Genomic DNA, 16,256 nt, shown 5'->3' with positions numbered 1-16,256 from the left:
GTTTGCTTCACCGACGAACAAGACAATGACTGCACAGCCAGGTGTTTGGGTAGTTGCGTTTTTTAGTTAGTCTGCAGGCAGTTTCCCAAATTTGGGTGACTCTTGAATAATTTAATAAAAATATACAAGGAGACAACCATGCCAAAAGGGCAATCTCTACAAGACCCTTTTTTAAACGCTCTGCGTCGAGAAAGAATTCCTGTATCTATTTATCTTGTTAATGGTATCAAGTTACAAGGTCAGGTTGAGTCTTTTGACCAGTTTGTTGTGTTATTAAAAAATACCGTTAGCCAGATGGTTTATAAGCATGCTATCTCAACGATAGTACCATCACGAAATGTTCGAATGCCGCACCAAGGAGCTGCGACGGGCGGAGCTGCTTCTGAGTCAGAATCTGAGTCTGGCGAAGAAAGCTTTGGCAACGTCTAGTTTCTAAAGTGATTCTATCAAGCTCCTGAAGCTTTGCTACGGGAGCTTTTGTTTATCTATATACGGATAGATATCAGTATTCGTATTGTTGATTTTTTATCCTGCACAGGCTGCCTCATGGTCATCATTAAGCGCTCAGGCACTCTCTTATTGCGCATTAAAGATGTAAAATACTATTTCTCCCACTTGATTACATGCCACTTCATCACCATATTAGCGGTTGATAAAGTACTTTCTCTCTTTTGAAAATAAACAGGTTTATTGGTTTTTGTGTTTGATCGTTATGAAGGTGGCGAAAGCGCCATATTAGTTCATGTGGACTTCCCTGATGCTAGCAGTCAGGAAGACTTGAATGAGTTTGTTGATTTAGCGCGCTCAGCCAACATTGAAGTGCTGGATATTGTGACGACTTCTCGAGCAACGCCACAGCCCCGATTTTTTATTGGCAGTGGTAAGTTAGAAGAAGTGGCGGATCTGGTAAAAGACTACAAAGCCGATGTGGTTTTGTTTAATCATGCTCTATCGCCTTCGCAAGAACGTAATATTGAGCATGAATTAAAATGCCGCGTTGTTGATCGCACTGGTCTCATTTTGGATATTTTTGCTCAACGAGCACAAAGCCACGAAGGTAAATTGCAGGTTGAGTTAGCCCAGTTGCGTCATCTCTCTACACGTCTTGTACGAGGGTGGACCCACCTTGAGAGACAAAAAGGGGGGATCGGATTACGTGGTCCTGGAGAAACTCAGCTCGAAACCGATAGACGTTTGTTACGTGGGCGCATTAAAACCATTGAGCGTCGACTGGAGAAAGTTGAAAAGCAACGAGAACAAGGGCGTCGATCCCGACAGCGGGCGAATATTGCCTCTGTTTCGCTGGTTGGCTACACCAATGCAGGTAAGTCGACCATGTTTAACCGAATTACTGAAGCGGGTGTTTTGGCTGCCGACCAGCTGTTTGCGACACTCGATCCCACTCACCGAAGACTACAAATTAATGATCAACTGGCGGTTGTGTTAGCTGATACCGTTGGATTTATTCGTCATTTGCCCCATGACTTAGTCGCGGCATTTAAAGCCACCTTGCAAGAAAGCCGTGAGGCAGACTTGCTGCTGCATGTCATTGATGCATCGGATGAGCGTCGTGATGATAATCGAGAGCAGGTTTATCAGGTATTAGACGAAATTGATGCTACCGAAGCCACCATCATCGAGGTGTACAATAAGATCGATCAGGTTGAAGGTCTTCGCCCAAAAGCGGAGGTATGCCCTGAAACCGGACGCATGAGAGTATGGTGTTCTGCGGTTGATGGTGCGGGTATTGATTTGTTAATGCAGGCCATTGCCGATAAGGTTAGCAAAGAATGGTTTGAAGCGACCTTGAGTTTGAATCATGACAAAATGGCACTCAGGGGACAATTGTATGATCTGAACTGCGTAGAACGTGAGCAAATCACCGATGATGGTTGTTTTTTGCTCGATGTGCGCTTGCAGTTGGCAGATTGGAAACGGTTAGAGCGAAAAAGTGAGATGGATTTGTCTCATCTGATTGCTTCGACATCAGAATAGCATTGCATCTGCATCGCCTCACCTCTAGAATTTGGCAAAATCGAAAAATAAACGGAGAACGTCATGACCTGGAATTCACCGGGCAACAACAACGGTAATAAAGACCCATGGGGCAATCGTAATAAACAAGATGGTCCACCGGATCTTGATAAAATGATGAAAGATCTGTGGGGCAAAATTTCCAAGGGCGGCGGTCCTGGTTCACCTTCGTCAGGTGGAATGAAAGGCTTCTTTGCAACGGGACTGATAGTGGCTGTTGTCGCGTGGTTTTTATTAGGCTTTTATACCGTAAAAGAAGCTGAAAAAGGCGTCATTCTGCATTTTGGTAAGTTTGATTCTGTTGTGGAATCTGGCTTAGGTTGGATTCCTTTAGGGATTCAAACCATCAAGAAAGTTAACGTGTCGCAAATTAAGCAGGCCAAAATCGAAGGGGTTATGCTGACCAAAGATATCAATATCATCAAAGTTGAAATTGGTATTCAGTATAAGATCAATAATCCTCGTGACTACCTGTTTAATTTGTCATCACCTGAGAATGCATTACGACAGGCATCAGAAAGCGCTTTGCGTCAGGTCATTGGTGACAATAACGTTGATGCGATTTTGACGTCCGAAAAAGAACGAATTCGTATCGAAATTATGGAAGAGCTGCGTAAAGTGTTGGCTCAATACCATGCCGGACTTAAAGTTGAAACCGTTACGTTAGAAAGAACGGCTCCTCCTTCTGCGGTAAACACTGCTTTCGAAGATGTGAATAAAGCAGAACAAGATGCTAAGCGTGTGATTCAGGATGCTGAGGCTTATCGTAATGAGAAATTACCTCTGGCTCGCGCGGATGCAGAGCAATTACGTCAACAAGCAGCCGCTTACAAGGCTCAGGTATTAGCGAAAGCGAATGGTGAAGTTGCTCGATTTAATCAACTGTTACCTCAGTATGAGGCTGCACCAGAAGTGACTCGAAATCGTTTGTACATTGAGACAATGGAATCTGTATTGTCGAGTTCTACCAAGGTGATGATGGATACCAAAGCAGGTAACAATATGATGTATCTTCCCCTTGATCAGCTAATTAAAAATAAGGGAGGAAAATAATAATGACCTCTAAAAGTTTTTGGGCTCTGTTTTTCGTCCTATTGGCGATCATTTTGGGAGCTAACTCATTTTATGTTGTCAATGAGTCTCAGCGTGCACTGAAACTACGCTTTAAGAAAGCGGTAAGACCTGCTGATTCTGATTTACCCGTTGTTTATGAGCCGGGGCTGCATTTCAAGATGCCTTTTGTAGAAAAAGCCGCTCGAATAGATGCTCGTATGCAAACAATGGATGGTTCGCCTGATGTTTTCACAACATCGAACAAACAGTTCTTAGATGTTGATACTTATGTACAGTGGAAAATCGTTGATTTTGCTACTTTCTATGTAAGTACCATCAGTAATGTAGGCGCTGCTGGTAGCGGTAACATTGATTATGCCGAAGATCGTTTGGAAGAATTGGTAGATAACGGTTTGCGTAATGCGTTTGGTCAACGTACGTTGCAGGAAGCGATTTCTGGTGAGCGTACTGAGCTAATGAACGACGTTAAAGAGTCAGTAAATAAATTAACGCCTCAGTACGGTATTGAAGTCGTTGATATTCGCGTTAAGAAAGTGAACTACACTGCTGAAGTTGTCGAAAATGTGTATGAGCAGATTAAATCTGAACGTAAAGCAAAAGCGACAGACACACGCAGTAAAGGGCAAGAGAAAGCGAACGTATTGGTTGCAGAAACCGATGCCGACGTGCAGCGTATTCTGGCAAAGGCTGATGAATATTCTCGTCGTGTACGTGGTGAAGCCGATGCAGAGTCTGCAAAAATTTATGCGGATTCATACAATAAGAATCCAGAGTTTTATGCGTTCTTGCGTAGCCTTGATGCCTACAAAACTTCATTTAGCAGTAAGGATGATATCTTGGTGATTCAACCAGATAGTGAGTTCTTCAGATATTTGAAAGACGCCGAAGGCAAAAAGTAAAAAAGACGTTTATGTCTGATTTGGGTACCAGCGGTACTCAGCAAAAAAGCCTGACTTAAAATGTCAGGCTTTTTTATTGGCCTTTAAAAAAGAGAGGTGATTAAAAATGGAAGATTTATGGGCTGCGCTTGCCTTGTTTCTGGTACTTGAAGGTTTGCTGCCGTTTGCTTTTCCTGAACGTTGGCGGCAGTGGGTAAGAAGTCTGAGTGAGCTGGATAATCATCAGCTACGGTGGATGGGGGCTGCGGTTGTTACTTCTGGAATGCTGTTGTTATGGATGGTTCGAGGCTAGGCAGCCATGAGTACTGAAAGGACAAATCAGAGACGAAAGCTTCAACTTACCCGATTTAAAGCTAATATAAGTGTTTGTTGAGCTTTAAAATTGTAGAAAATACCGAATTGAGCGCATAAAAAAGAGGTAATTGTGCTTAAGAAAGAGTAAAATGCACGGTTTCGTTTCTCGGTTTGATTAAGTCGAAAAGTCCAATCATGGCTAAAAACGTTGTTGTCTTAGGCACCCAGTGGGGTGATGAAGGTAAGGGTAAGATCGTCGATCTACTTACTGATAGAGTTTCTGCAGTTGTTCGTTATCAGGGAGGTCACAATGCTGGCCACACTTTGGTAATTGACGGCGAAAAAACAGTTTTACATCTTATTCCATCCGGTGTGTTACGTGATGGTGTTATGTGCTACATCGGTAACGGTGTGGTGTTATCTCCTGAAGCACTGATGAAAGAAATCAGCATGCTTGAAGAGCGTGAAGTGCCAGTTCGTGAGCGCTTACGTATCAGTGCTGCCTGTACCTTGATTCTTCCCTATCATATCCAACTGGATCTGGCTCGTGAAGCGGCTAAAAGTGGCGATAAGAAAATCGGCACAACGGGTCGTGGAATCGGTCCTGCTTACGAAGATAAGGTTGCTCGTCGAGGCTTGCGTGTGGATGACTTGTTTTATCCTGAGCGCTTAAAGGAGAAGCTGGTTGAAGTATTGGATTATCACAATTTTGTGTTAACCAATTACTTTGATTCTGAGGCCATTGAAGTTGAAGCTCTGTATCAACAGTGCTTAGCCTGGGCAGAAGAAATCAAACCCTTAGTTGCCGATGTTCCTGAGTTATTGCATCAGGCGCGCACCAACAATGAATCTTTATTGTTTGAAGGCGCTCAGGGCACTTTGCTCGACGTTGACCACGGTACTTTCCCTTTTGTTACTTCGTCAAACACCACCGCAGGTGGAACGGCGACAGGAAGTGGATTTGGTCCTTTGGATCTGGATTATGTATTAGGTATTACCAAAGCTTACACAACACGTGTTGGCGGCGGACCTTTCCCAACTGAGTTAGATGATGAAGTTGGCCATCATTTAGGTACTAAAGGTCATGAGTTTGGTGCCACCACTGGACGTCAACGTCGTTGTGGTTGGTTAGATGCTGTGGCTTTACGCCGTGCTTGCCAAATCAACAGTGTTTCTGGTTTCTGTTTGACGAAACTGGATGTACTGGATGGTCTTGAAAAAGTGAAAATCTGTACCAGCTACACTTGCCCTGAAAATGGCGAGATTGCGGTGACTCCTGTTGGCGCAGAAGGTTATGCTCGTGTGCAGCCAAACTACATTGAAATGCCAGGTTGGTCAGAGTCAACCGAAGGCGCTCGCTCTATTGATGATTTACCTGCAGCTGCAATGGCATTTGTTCGTAAAATCGAAGAAGTCGTCGGCGTTCCGGTACATATTATTTCTACCGGGCCTGATCGTAACGAAACCATTATTTTGCAGGACCCATTCGCAGAGTAACTTTCGTTAAAAAGTTAAGAAAAAACCACTGATGGCAACATCCGTGGTTTTTTTATGTCTAACAAAACTATAGTTACTTCATTTTGTCAGCGATGAACATCAGTTTCAACCAGTCAACCTTAGGAGTTTCTTTGCCGGGGTTCTCTGAAGAATAAACCACATTGGCATCCATCAGAGCTCTTGCCTCTTTGGAGCAGTTCGCTTGAATATCCATGATTTCGTTGATGTCCTTGGCTTGCTCTATCAACGTTTGCGCACGCACCGCTTCAGAAATAGAACCTGAAATACCATGGTTTGACTTTAAGGCTTTGCTAATGGTTTTCTCATCGCTTGTTAACTTACGTTTGATAGGTAAATCACTGTCTTTGGTCGCTCCCATCATTTTACGTAGCTCCATTCTGGTGTCTTCATGCTCTGCACCTTTTTCATAAGGCAGGGCAAGGTAACGTAGAAAAGCCATCGCAGCTTTAGGGTTTTCGAAGATATCGAAGTTCTTCTCGTTACCATGTTGGTCAGTAGAAACCAGACTGGATAGGTTAAGCTGCTGAGGACTGTGATGATTTTCGTCCCCTACCAATTTTTCGTGAGCAACATCGGTAACTTCTTCGATGATTTTTCCCTGTGCTTGCAGGAGTAAAAACTCTGAGCCTAGTTGAGCGGATGTTTTTAGGGCAACGCCCGCAGCTGTATGGGTCGACATGTGACTAGTAATAGCGCCTGCGGCTAAACCTGCGGGTGCGGCCCCTGCTGCGGCAATACTTGTTCCGGCGATAAGAAAGGCAGAGCTCATAGCAATGGCAGCACGCTCGGCTTGTAGGTCACGGTTGTTACTCAGAGTTTGTGTGAGAGCTCTTACCATCGGATTCATCACAACGGCTTTTTTAATATGAGTTTCTCTTTGTCTAATACTGCTTTCTGTTGATTTAATGCGATCGTTTAGATATTTGTTGGCTTTCGCATCACTCATGAATGAAACTTTTTTGCCCTCTGTTAAAAACTTCTCCAGCAGTTCTTTTTTTGCCTGTAGTTGCTGTTGTTTTATAGGTTGGTCGACAGATTGCTCGATCTGGTTATCTAAATCTTTAATATCATCTTTTAGTTGATATAAGTAAGTAAGCTCAGGATCCAGGCGTTTCATTTGCTTTAGATGGTTTAGTTCTGCATTTAAGACGGCTAGCTGCTGATCGCTTTTGACTTCGGGTGCTTTAAGATTGTGAGCACGATGTGCTGACTCAGATATGTTTCTGAGCGCCTGATATTGGTCGGATTTATGCGCAATATGCATTGTTTCAACTATCGAAGCTAGCTGTGAACCTAAAACGGAAGTAAAAGGTGCAACGTCTTTTAACGTCTCAACGGTTTTGGAGCCGTGTTCTACTTTATCTCCATGTTTTGCTGTCTCTTCAATGATTTCTTTTGAGTGTTCTTCTGCTTTTTCTGCGCCTTCTTTGATTTTTTCTGCTATCTCTAAGCCTGTAACCGCTGCTTCACGGATATTCCCTGGAGCCATGTGAGCATGGGTAGGGGCTGATGTAAAAAAGTTTTTAACTTTTTTATAGAAGGGCAAAGTCTTATTCAGCTCTTTTTTCAATCTAGGATCATCTTTAACTTCAGAGAGTTTTTCGTTTTGCTGACTGACGTTTCCAATGCCGCTTTTTAACGCCTTTGCTTCTTTTAGAGCAATATGAACATGATGAGCCGATAGGCGTTTGTTGTTGCTGATTCGTTGAGAGAATTTACTCAGAACTTTGTCTGCAATGCCGCTGCCGTAGTGAGCGGTTAAGTTGTTTTTCAAAGCCTTCCAGGCTTCTTGATTTTCTTTATCGACAGTGTCGTTATTGTGAAAACTTCTCACTTGTTGAATACGTGAAGAGGCTTTGAAGCTGTTGTTATCACCTACGACAATTCGAGTTTTACGATGTCCGCGTTTGGCTAATTTATGTAATTGCTCAAAATTGTTTTTGTCAGACTGTGTGACTCTAGGCTGATCGATGGATGAGTGGATATGCATGATTTGATCCTCCTATATTCTGATCATGGTGCTGGCCGCAGCATCTCTGCTGAGTGTTGTATTGGAAAAATCCTTTGACTCTATCTCGGCCAGAGCTTGGATTTCATGATGTAACTCAGGTATAAAGTCAAGAGTTTCAAGAACTTGAGATACATCCAGTTCGTTAATACTAAACATACGACTGAGCACTAAAGCACGAGTTCCGGGTTCGAGAGCTAAATTAAAACCTCGTGTTTCCAGACCAAAGTAGTTTGCCATTAATAGCACTTCTAGCTTCTTGGGGGAGCAGTCTTCTTCTAGAAAACCCGCTTCGAAGTAGATGCAGAGGTTTTTGTCTTCGTTGCAAGACTGGAAGTCGACGGGAATGTCATCATCCATCAGTGTCAGATGGCCTTCGTTGTTAAGCTTGAGGCTTTCTAGTTCCAGTTGCTGGGCAAGATTTTCAAAAAGAATGTTAATAATCGACATGGCTTGGTGCTCAATAGTGTTTTCTATCTATTAAGTAACACCTGGATTGAATAAGTTCTGGTTGGCGTGAGAATAGTTATGAGCTTTTTATCGAAGTGTTAAATGGCGACGCTGATATCTAAAAATGATTATAAGCACGTTTATGGCTCTGTTTGAGGCTAAATTAGAGTGGGTATTTTAAAAACAACAAATAAAGCACATTAATAGCGCTTTTAAGGGAGGCTAGTGTAGAGAAAAGCCGCTGGATTACCAGAGCGGCTTTTTGAGAATCAGATTAGGCTGTTACGCCTGCGAGTTCTTCTGAGCGGCTAGAACTCTGAGAAACTTCGGTTTGTTGTCCGAATTGTTTTAGAGCCAGCATAAATTCTTCTTCAGACACTTCTTCAACAATGTAATCATCACATTGGTTATCGATAAAACTATGAACAACTTGCTCTATCATACTCAATCCTTACATTTTGTTGGTTTCTCTTATTGAGTATATCAATAGGAGATAATTTTGTTAGATTGGTTATTAATTAAAATCTTTCTGTACACAATCAAAAGTTATAAACGTCGATGGTAGTGTCTGCTTTAAACACTTCGTTAGCTTTCTGTTCGAGATAGCTGTACCACTGTGAATGATTGCTGCTGCAGTCTTGCTTTTGCTGATTAATAACCGCTAAAAAGTCTTGTACTGATAATTCGCTAACCAAATACTCATGTTCGGGTGTTAAAACTTGAGTTGCCATTTGTTTAAGTCCTTGTAATGGGTTTCCGTTGACAGTGAGAACAGTTTAGATTTTGTCAGTGAAATGATAAATAGGCGTTAGCTTTATCTATTGTAAGAAATATGCGTTTACGTTTTCATTTTTTGTGAGAGATCTTCCATATTTAACATTGCAAATTTGAGATATTAAAGGCGACTTTATTTGTATTTAATGTATATAGAGCGGATTAACTTTGTCTATACTTTAAGGAGTGATCTTTGTAAGGATATTCCCTTTGCTAGCTCAGGACAGTCATCAACTTTCTAGTCTTTCAGAAAACGATATTGAAGCGCTTTCTCACGGCGTTTTGATTCTTTCTAAAGATGGCATGGTCCAGTGCGCTAATACGTTAGCTAATGACTATTTAAATATTGATTTTAAACCGCCAGAAACATTATTTATTAATTCGTTAGCTGCATCGGTTTTGGATATCGATGGTGTTGTTTATCAAGATTGGTTTGCCGGCATAGTTCTTCCCATATTAAAAGGCGATTATATAAAAGATCCTCTTGTTGGGATTAAGCATGATAACTTGATTCGATGGTTTGCTGTTGTGGCCTCTGAGTCAAAAGAGAGTGACTTTATTGTTGTATCTCTTAAAGAGTTATCAAAAACAATGAGACATCATCAACTGCTTAAGTATCAGTCCTTTGTTTTTCTGTCAACGGAGGAAGCCGTTGTCATTCTCGATCACGAAATGAAAGTCGTTACTATGAACCCTGCTTTTATACGCATTACGGGGTATGACGAAAGTGATCTAGAACATCAGCTTTTACCTATCTTTTTATCCTTACAGGAAAATGAAAAGCTCTATGGAGAAATGCTAGCAAATCTGGACAGGGGAGAAAGTTGGCAAGGTGAGATTTGGGACTGCCGAAAAAGCGGTGATCGTTATTCGGCGACGCTTAATGTGTCTAAGTTTACCTATGCTCCCGATGATGAAGCCTGCTTGCTAATTATTTTTTCGGACTCTACTGAGCTAAAACTGGCTAAAGAGCGACTCGACTTTTTAGCCTTTCATGACACCTTGACCTATTTGCCTAATCGCAATATGTGTCAGATCCGCTATCAACATAGCTTGGAGCGAGCCGCAAGAAAAGATAGAAAAGTTGCCCTCATGTCGATTGACCTTGACGAGTTTAAATACATTAATGATACCTTAGGTCATGGTATTGGAGATTACTTACTAAAGCAGGTCGCTTTTTGTATTCAGTCTATTGCCGGGCGTTATGATATTGTCGGCCGCCTTGGCGGTGATGAGTTTATTATGATTTTAGGCGACTTGGAAAGAGAAGAAGACGCTGCAGAAGTTGCCAAGAAAATCAGTGAAGTGATTGCTCGCCCATTTATTTTAGGAGAGCATGAACGTTTTGTAAGTGTGAGTATCGGGATTGCCATTTTCCCAGATGATGGTGTGACTTTTGAAGAGTTATTACGTTGTTCTAATGCGGCTATGTATCAAGCTAAAAAGCTTGGCAAGAATACCTTTGATTTCCATAAGCATGAAGTGTCACAACAGTTACATAGACGGACTCAACTGGAACAAAAAATCAGGGCTGCACTGGATAAAAATCAGTTCAAATTATATTTTCAACCACAAGTAAGTTTAGAAAATGGTGAGGTATTGGGTGCCGAGGCTTTGCTAAGGTGGTTTGATGACGATGGAGAGTTTATTTCTCCTGTTGAGTTTGTACCACTGTTAGAAGATCTGGGATTGATTGTTTCTGTTGGGCGTTGGGTAATTGATTCTGCTTTAGAACAACTTAACGCATGGGCGCAGCAAGGTTTTGACTTACCCAGAGTCGCTGTTAATGTTTCGGCTATTCAGCTAAAGAAAGACGATTTGTTTTCCTATATATGCGAAGCCGTAGAACGGTTTGATGTTGCTCCTGAAAAATTAGAAGTAGAAATTACCGAATCGGTCTTTGTCGATTCTGACGAGTTTTTATCTACGTTAGACAGTATTCAGAGTAAAGGTTTTCCATTAGCGTTAGATGACTTTGGGACTGGGTATTCTTCACTAAGTTATTTAATGAAGCTTCCTTTTGACAAAATTAAACTGGATCGCTCTTTTGTATTGAATGTGCCAGGTGACAAGCAGGCAGAAGCCATGGTTCACTCATTAGTGGCTCTGGCAAAAACCTTAGGGTTCGAAGTCATCGCCGAAGGTGTTGAGGATGTTGAACAACTGGACTTTTTAATGAAGCATGGGTGTGATGAGGCTCAAGGCTATTTTATTGGTAGACCCGTGCCTGCTGAAGAATTGCCTGTGTTGGCTCAAACCTTTGCAGAAAATGCTAAGTGGATTTGGGAACGCAGTCGAGAACAATAATGAAGCGGGCGATGATTGCCCGCAACGATTGCACGCAATGATGTTAAGGATTCAAGCGTTTTAGCTCTTCGATAATCTCGTCGGTCATACGCTCTTTTTGTTGAGTTTTATAGTTAACCAATACGATTCTGGCTTGGCCGAAGGTTGTCATGGCATCTTGTTGCTCACTGTATATCGCGTATTCATGGATAAAACCAAACTCTTCGAACTCCGTGGTTTTTACTCCAACCTTGATGGTATCTGGGTAAACCAGGGCGCGGCGGTATTTACATTCTGTCGAAGCAAGAATAGGGCCTATGCCTTTTTCGCCCATGGACTTCATCAAGCCTGTTTTTCCAAACTGCAAAATACGAGCAGTTTCAAAATAACGAAAGTAATTTACATTGTTGATATGTTGGAAGGCATCCATCTCACCCCATTGGAGAGGAATGTCTGAGTATACTTTAAAGTCGGCTAAAAACTGTTCTAATGTAGCTGTCATAATGGCACCGATAGAAGTTTAGCAGACACTTTCTGGGTAGAAAGTGTCTGCTTGTTATTTTGGTGTATATCCTAATATAGGTGCTAGCCATTTTTCTACATCAGCAACGGACATTTCTTTTCTTTGTGCATAGTCTTCTACTTGCCCTTGAGTAATTTGTCCGGTACCAAAATAGCGGGCGTCAGGATGAGAAAAATACCAGCCGGATACCGAAGCAGCAGGCGACATGGCAAAACTTTCAGTCAAACTGATTCCGGTGTGTTTCTCGGCATCAAGCAGTGCCCATAGTTTAGCTTTCTCGGTGTGATCGGGACAAGCTGGGTAACCCGGAGCGGGGCGAATACCTTGGTACTTTTCTGAGATCAGTTGATCGTTGGTGAGGTTTTCGTCACTGGCATAGCCCCAGAACTCCTTTCTGACGCGTTCGTGCATGCGTTCGGCAAAAGCCTCCGCCAGTCGGTCGGCTAGCGCTTTGAGTAAGATCGCGTTGTAGTCGTCCTGTTGTTCTTCAAAGCGTTTAACGTAGGGTTCGATGCCTATGCCTGCGGTAACCGCAAAAGCCCCGATGAAGTCTTCTTTGCCGCTTTCTTTGGGAGCGACATAGTCAGCTAAACTTAGGTTGGCCTTATCATCACGACGTGGCAATTGTTGACGAATATGGCACAGGGTTTGTTGCACTTGTGTGCGTGTGTTGTCAGTATAGACTTCTGTGTCATCAATATTGACCGCGTTAGCAGGAAAGAATCCGATAACGGCTCTTGCTGTTAGCCATTTTTCATCGAGAATACGCTTGAGCATTTGCTGTGCGTCTTCATAAAGACGTGTGGCTGTTTCGCCAACTACTTCGTCGGTAAGTATGCGCGGGAAGCGTCCGGCCAATTGCCAGGAAGAGAAAAACGGCGTCCAATCGATTCGTTCAACCAAATCTTCCAGCGGGTAATCATCAAATACTTTGGTTCCCAAAAAACTGGGCTGCGTTATTTCTATAGTATTCCAGTCTGTTTTTAGATGATTGTTTTTAGCAATGGGATAGTCCACCAACGCTTTTTTGTTTTGACGTTTCTGTCTCTCTTCACGCATGGTTTGGTATTCATCTTTGATTGACTGAATATAATCACCACGAACCTGTTTGTTGAGTAATTGGCCAGTCACGTTAATGACTCGTGATGCATCAACCACATGGATCACTGCATTTTGATAGTTGGGATCTATTTTTACTGCTGTATGTATGCGTGATGTCGTAGCTCCACCAATCAGCAGAGGGATATCGAATTCCTGGCGCGTCATTTCGTTGGCGACATGAGCCATTTCTTCCAGTGATGGTGTGATCAAACCAGATAGGCCAATAATGTCGCAGTTTTCTTTTTTTGCTGTTTTTAGAATGTCATCGCTAGAAACCATAACGCCTAAGTCAAGCACTTCGTAGCCATTACACTGTAAGACCACTCCGACGATATTTTTGCCGATATCATGAACATCGCCTTTGACTGTAGCGAGCAGCACTTTGCCTTGTGATTGTTGAGTAGAGCTGTCATCGTCCATAAACGGGAGTAGGTAAGCCACTGCTTTTTTCATCACTCGAGCCGACTTTACTACCTGAGGTAAAAACATTTTTCCGGAGCCAAACAAATCACCAACCACATTCATGCCATCCATTAAAGGCCCTTCTATGACTTTTAATGGAATGCCTAGTTTCAGTCGTGCTTCTTCGACATCTTCGTCAATGAATTCCGTAATGCCTTTTACTAAAGCGTGCTCAAGCCTTTTTTTGACGTCCCAACTGCGCCATTCAAATTTGGTTTCATCTTGCTTTTGTCCTTGTTGTTGGCCACGGACTTTTTCAGCAATCTCGATGAGTCTTTCCGTTGCATTGGAATGTCGGTTGAGTATGACATCTTCGCAGATTTCTTTTAGCTCTGGATCAATCGCATCATAAACTTCGAGTTGGGCGGCATTCACAATGCCCATGTCCATACCTTCATTGATACAATGATAAAGAAACACTGCATGCATGGCTTCGCGCACAGGATTGTTGCCACGAAAAGAGAAGGATAAGTTGGATACGCCTCCCGATATCATTGCATGCGGAAGGTTTTGTTTGATGAAGCGAGTGGCATCAATAAAGTCGACACCGTAGTTATTGTGTTCTTCTATGCCCGTTGCGACGGCAAAAATATTAGGATCAAAAATAATATCTTCGGCCGGAAAGCCAACTTGTTGCGTTAGAATATTGTAAGCTCGTCGACAAATTTCGGCTTTGCGTTCAAATGAATCTGCCTGTCCTTGTTCATCAAACGCCATGACGATCACTGCTGCTCCGTAACGTTTAACTTCGCGAGCATGATGAATAAATTCAGCTTCACCTTCTTTTAACGAAATAGAATTAACAACGCCTTTTCCTTGAATGCATTTTAATCCTGCTTCAATGACTTCCCACTTGGAGGAATCTAATACAATAGGAACACGACTGATCTCAGGTTCGCTGGCTACCAGATTTAAAAAAGTCGTCATCACACTTTTGGAATCAAGCATGCCTTCATCCATGTTGATGTCGATCATCTGAGCACCATTTTCGACCTGATGCTGAGCAACCTCTAATGCTGTTGAGTAGTCTTCTTCTTTTATTAGCCGCAAGAAACGAGCCGAGCCGGTAACATTCGTGCGCTCTCCAATATTAACAAACAAGCTGTCTTTATTAATGGTGAGAGGTTCCAGTCCAGAGAGGCGGCAGGCTTTTTCTATGGTAGGGAGTTTGCGTGGACGCACATCTGCGACGGCTTGCGCGATAGCACGAATATGTTCTGGTGTGGTTCCACAACATCCTCCAACAATATTTAGAAATCCCCGCTGTGCCCATTCTTTGATGTCTGCCGCCATGGATTCGGGCGTTTCGTCATAGCCACCAAACTCATTGGGTAAGCCCGCGTTGGGGTGTGCTGAGACACCACACTCGGCGATGTTTGACAGGGTTTCGACGTAAGGACGCAGCTCTTCTGGTCCCAAAGCGCAGTTAAGACCGAAGGATATGGGGTTAACATGGCGCAGCGAATGATAGAAAGCTTCGGTGGTTTGTCCGGTGAGTGTGCGGCCTGAAGCGTCGGTAATGGTGCCTGATATCATGACCGGGAGCCGGTAACCCTGTTCATCAAATAATTGCTCGACGGCATAGATCGCTGCTTTAGCGTTAAGCGTATCAAAGACAGTCTCGATGAGCAGAATATCACTGCCACCTTCGACCAATCCCGCCGCGGCTTCTAAATAGCTGTCTTTTAGCTGATCAAAAGTGATGTTACGAAAAGCAGGATCGTTCACATCGGGAGAGATACTGGCAGTACGGTTGGTCGGGCCTATCACACCAGCAACAAAACGCGGTCGATCAGTAAACTCATCAGCCACTTGGCGAGCAATCCGGGCTGATTCTATATTGAGTTCTTTGGCAAGGGATTCCATCCCGTAATCTGCCATGGACACAGAATTGGCGTTAAAGGTATTGGTTTCTATGATGTCAGCGCCCGCGTCCAGATAAGCACGATGAATCTCGGCAATGATATCGGGCTGAGTGAGCGACAATAGGTCATTGTTGCCCTTAACATCTTGTGGCCAGTCGGCAAAACGCTGTCCTCGATAGTCGGCTTCTGTGAGCTGGTAGCTCTGGATCATGGTTCCCATAGCACCATCAAGGATCAGGATATTGGCAGCTAAGGATGTTTCAAATAATTGGACTCTAACTTCATTCATTGCTAAATTATAGACGTCTATACATCAAGAAGTCTATTAAAGCAGTATTTCGCCTAAATAGAAAGCCTGTTATTAGAGTTTTGGTGCCGCAAAGGCCATTTTTGTAACCATAGAGGAATTCGGCTGTGTCTAACGAAGTGCTAACCTGGGAAAAAATCGATTCATCACTGCTGCTGGGATTGCCTAATCCTTCGCAAGGCGCCTATGAAATTAAGGTCAAAATACCTGAGTTCACGTTTTTGGGGGTCCAGGGGCAGCCGGATTTTGCCGCCGTCTATTTAACCTTCTACCCCAATAAAAAAATCATTGAGCTGAAATCATTAAAGCAATATGTCTATCAGCTGCGAAATATTGTGGTTTCTTACGAACGCTTGATTAACGTTTTTTATGATCACTTGATTGAGGTGTTTGAGCCAGAAAGACTCAGGGTGGTGATGATATGTAATCCTCGCGGGGGTATTAGCTCACGATTGACCATTGATTCTGACTGGAAAGCTCGAGGTGGTGAAGAAAAATATCGTGACTGGATGTCTCATGATGATGTGTGGGATGTAGTACTCTAATCGGTATATTTTAAAATACTTATGAGCTTTTCTGGTGTTGAGATTTACCCGGAAAAGTGACCTTTTTGTACCTCCAAAGTAACTGCGACAAAATGCCGCAGTTACCCTTAATTCTT

14 protein-coding genes are annotated in these 16,256 nt (G+C 42.9%); 8 read left to right on the top strand and 6 right to left on the bottom strand.

Annotated elements, in window-relative coordinates; genetic code table 11:
• Window positions 1-138: 138 nt before the first annotated feature.
• From hfq to NH399_RS11130, 6 genes are all read left to right on the top strand, one after another.
• A complete protein-coding gene (gene hfq / locus NH399_RS11155; RefSeq protein ID WP_253040311.1) occupies window positions 139-429 on the top strand; it encodes an RNA chaperone Hfq in 291 nt (96 codons plus the stop codon).
• A 270-nt stretch (window positions 430-699) separates the two neighbouring features.
• Entirely contained in the window at window positions 700-1,995 is a 1,296-nt protein-coding gene (gene hflX / locus NH399_RS11150) for a ribosome rescue GTPase HflX (RefSeq protein WP_253040310.1), read from the top strand.
• Between the two features lie 63 nt (window positions 1,996-2,058).
• Complete coding sequence (gene hflK, locus NH399_RS11145) at window positions 2,059-3,087, top strand: FtsH protease activity modulator HflK (RefSeq protein WP_253040309.1); 1,029 nt, start codon at window positions 2,059-2,061, stop codon at window positions 3,085-3,087.
• 2 nt (window positions 3,088-3,089) lie between these two features.
• A complete protein-coding gene (gene hflC, locus NH399_RS11140) occupies window positions 3,090-4,007 on the top strand; it encodes a protease modulator HflC (RefSeq protein ID WP_253040308.1) in 918 nt (305 codons plus the stop codon).
• Window positions 4,008-4,113: 106 nt separating this feature from the next.
• Window positions 4,114-4,299, top strand: coding sequence for a DUF2065 domain-containing protein (locus tag NH399_RS11135; RefSeq protein ID WP_253040307.1), 186 nt, complete (start codon window positions 4,114-4,116; stop codon window positions 4,297-4,299).
• Window positions 4,300-4,496: 197 nt separating this feature from the next.
• Window positions 4,497-5,798 carry an adenylosuccinate synthase gene (locus tag NH399_RS11130; RefSeq protein WP_253040306.1) on the top strand — a complete coding sequence of 434 codons (1,302 nt, stop codon included), beginning with the start codon at window positions 4,497-4,499 and terminating at the stop codon, window positions 5,796-5,798.
• Between the two features lie 73 nt (window positions 5,799-5,871).
• Here the strand turns inward: NH399_RS11130 and NH399_RS11125 are convergent, their stop codons facing one another.
• The 4 genes from NH399_RS11125 to NH399_RS11110 form a co-directional block, all read right to left on the bottom strand.
• Window positions 5,872-7,809: a hypothetical protein gene (locus NH399_RS11125; RefSeq protein WP_253040305.1), complete on the bottom strand. Its 1,938-nt coding sequence runs from the start codon at window positions 7,807-7,809 to the stop codon at window positions 5,872-5,874.
• A 12-nt stretch (window positions 7,810-7,821) separates the two neighbouring features.
• A complete protein-coding gene (locus NH399_RS11120; RefSeq protein ID WP_253040304.1) occupies window positions 7,822-8,277 on the bottom strand; it encodes a type III secretion system chaperone in 456 nt (151 codons plus the stop codon).
• Window positions 8,278-8,551: 274 nt separating this feature from the next.
• Window positions 8,552-8,719 carry a hypothetical protein gene (locus NH399_RS11115; protein ID WP_253040303.1) on the bottom strand — a complete coding sequence of 56 codons (168 nt, stop codon included), beginning with the start codon at window positions 8,717-8,719 and terminating at the stop codon, window positions 8,552-8,554.
• Window positions 8,720-8,816: 97 nt separating this feature from the next.
• Window positions 8,817-9,008 carry a hypothetical protein gene (locus tag NH399_RS11110; RefSeq protein ID WP_253040302.1) on the bottom strand — a complete coding sequence of 64 codons (192 nt, stop codon included), beginning with the start codon at window positions 9,006-9,008 and terminating at the stop codon, window positions 8,817-8,819.
• A 253-nt stretch (window positions 9,009-9,261) separates the two neighbouring features.
• On the opposite strand from NH399_RS11110, the gene NH399_RS11105 reads away from it, so the two are divergent.
• Window positions 9,262-11,358, top strand: coding sequence for a bifunctional diguanylate cyclase/phosphodiesterase (locus NH399_RS11105; protein WP_253040301.1), 2,097 nt, complete (start codon window positions 9,262-9,264; stop codon window positions 11,356-11,358).
• 43 nt (window positions 11,359-11,401) lie between these two features.
• Here the strand turns inward: NH399_RS11105 and NH399_RS11100 are convergent, their stop codons facing one another.
• Window positions 11,402-11,839, bottom strand: coding sequence for a thioesterase family protein (locus NH399_RS11100; RefSeq protein WP_253040300.1), 438 nt, complete (start codon window positions 11,837-11,839; stop codon window positions 11,402-11,404).
• Window positions 11,840-11,893: 54 nt separating this feature from the next.
• Entirely contained in the window at window positions 11,894-15,577 is a 3,684-nt protein-coding gene (gene metH / locus NH399_RS11095) for a methionine synthase (protein ID WP_253040299.1), read from the bottom strand.
• A 125-nt stretch (window positions 15,578-15,702) separates the two neighbouring features.
• On the opposite strand from metH, the gene queF reads away from it, so the two are divergent.
• Complete coding sequence (gene queF / locus NH399_RS11090; protein ID WP_253040298.1) at window positions 15,703-16,140, top strand: preQ(1) synthase; 438 nt, start codon at window positions 15,703-15,705, stop codon at window positions 16,138-16,140.
• Window positions 16,141-16,256 lie beyond the last annotated feature (116 nt).

This window comes from Pleionea sp. CnH1-48, assembly GCF_024124665.1.
Taxonomy (GTDB): Bacteria; Pseudomonadota; Gammaproteobacteria; order Enterobacterales; family Kangiellaceae; genus JAMXSB01.
Note: the sequence above shows the minus strand (reverse complement) of the source record. Positions and strands in the feature narration are given on the sequence as shown.

Coding starts and splice junctions, on each gene's coding strand:
- hflK (WP_253040309.1), top strand. CDS start 2,059: ATGACCTGGAATTCACCGGGCAACAACAACGGTAATAAAGACCCATGG.
- NH399_RS11110 (WP_253040302.1), bottom strand. CDS start 9,008: ATGGCAACTCAAGTTTTAACACCCGAACATGAGTATTTGGTTAGCGAA.
- NH399_RS11125 (WP_253040305.1), bottom strand. CDS start 7,809: ATGCATATCCACTCATCCATCGATCAGCCTAGAGTCACACAGTCTGAC.
- NH399_RS11115 (WP_253040303.1), bottom strand. CDS start 8,719: ATGATAGAGCAAGTTGTTCATAGTTTTATCGATAACCAATGTGATGAT.
- NH399_RS11100 (WP_253040300.1), bottom strand. CDS start 11,839: ATGACAGCTACATTAGAACAGTTTTTAGCCGACTTTAAAGTATACTCA.
- NH399_RS11120 (WP_253040304.1), bottom strand. CDS start 8,277: ATGTCGATTATTAACATTCTTTTTGAAAATCTTGCCCAGCAACTGGAA.
- NH399_RS11130 (WP_253040306.1), top strand. CDS start 4,497: ATGGCTAAAAACGTTGTTGTCTTAGGCACCCAGTGGGGTGATGAAGGT.
- hfq (WP_253040311.1), top strand. CDS start 139: ATGCCAAAAGGGCAATCTCTACAAGACCCTTTTTTAAACGCTCTGCGT.
- metH (WP_253040299.1), bottom strand. CDS start 15,577: ATGAATGAAGTTAGAGTCCAATTATTTGAAACATCCTTAGCTGCCAAT.
- hflC (WP_253040308.1), top strand. CDS start 3,090: ATGACCTCTAAAAGTTTTTGGGCTCTGTTTTTCGTCCTATTGGCGATC.
- NH399_RS11135 (WP_253040307.1), top strand. CDS start 4,114: ATGGAAGATTTATGGGCTGCGCTTGCCTTGTTTCTGGTACTTGAAGGT.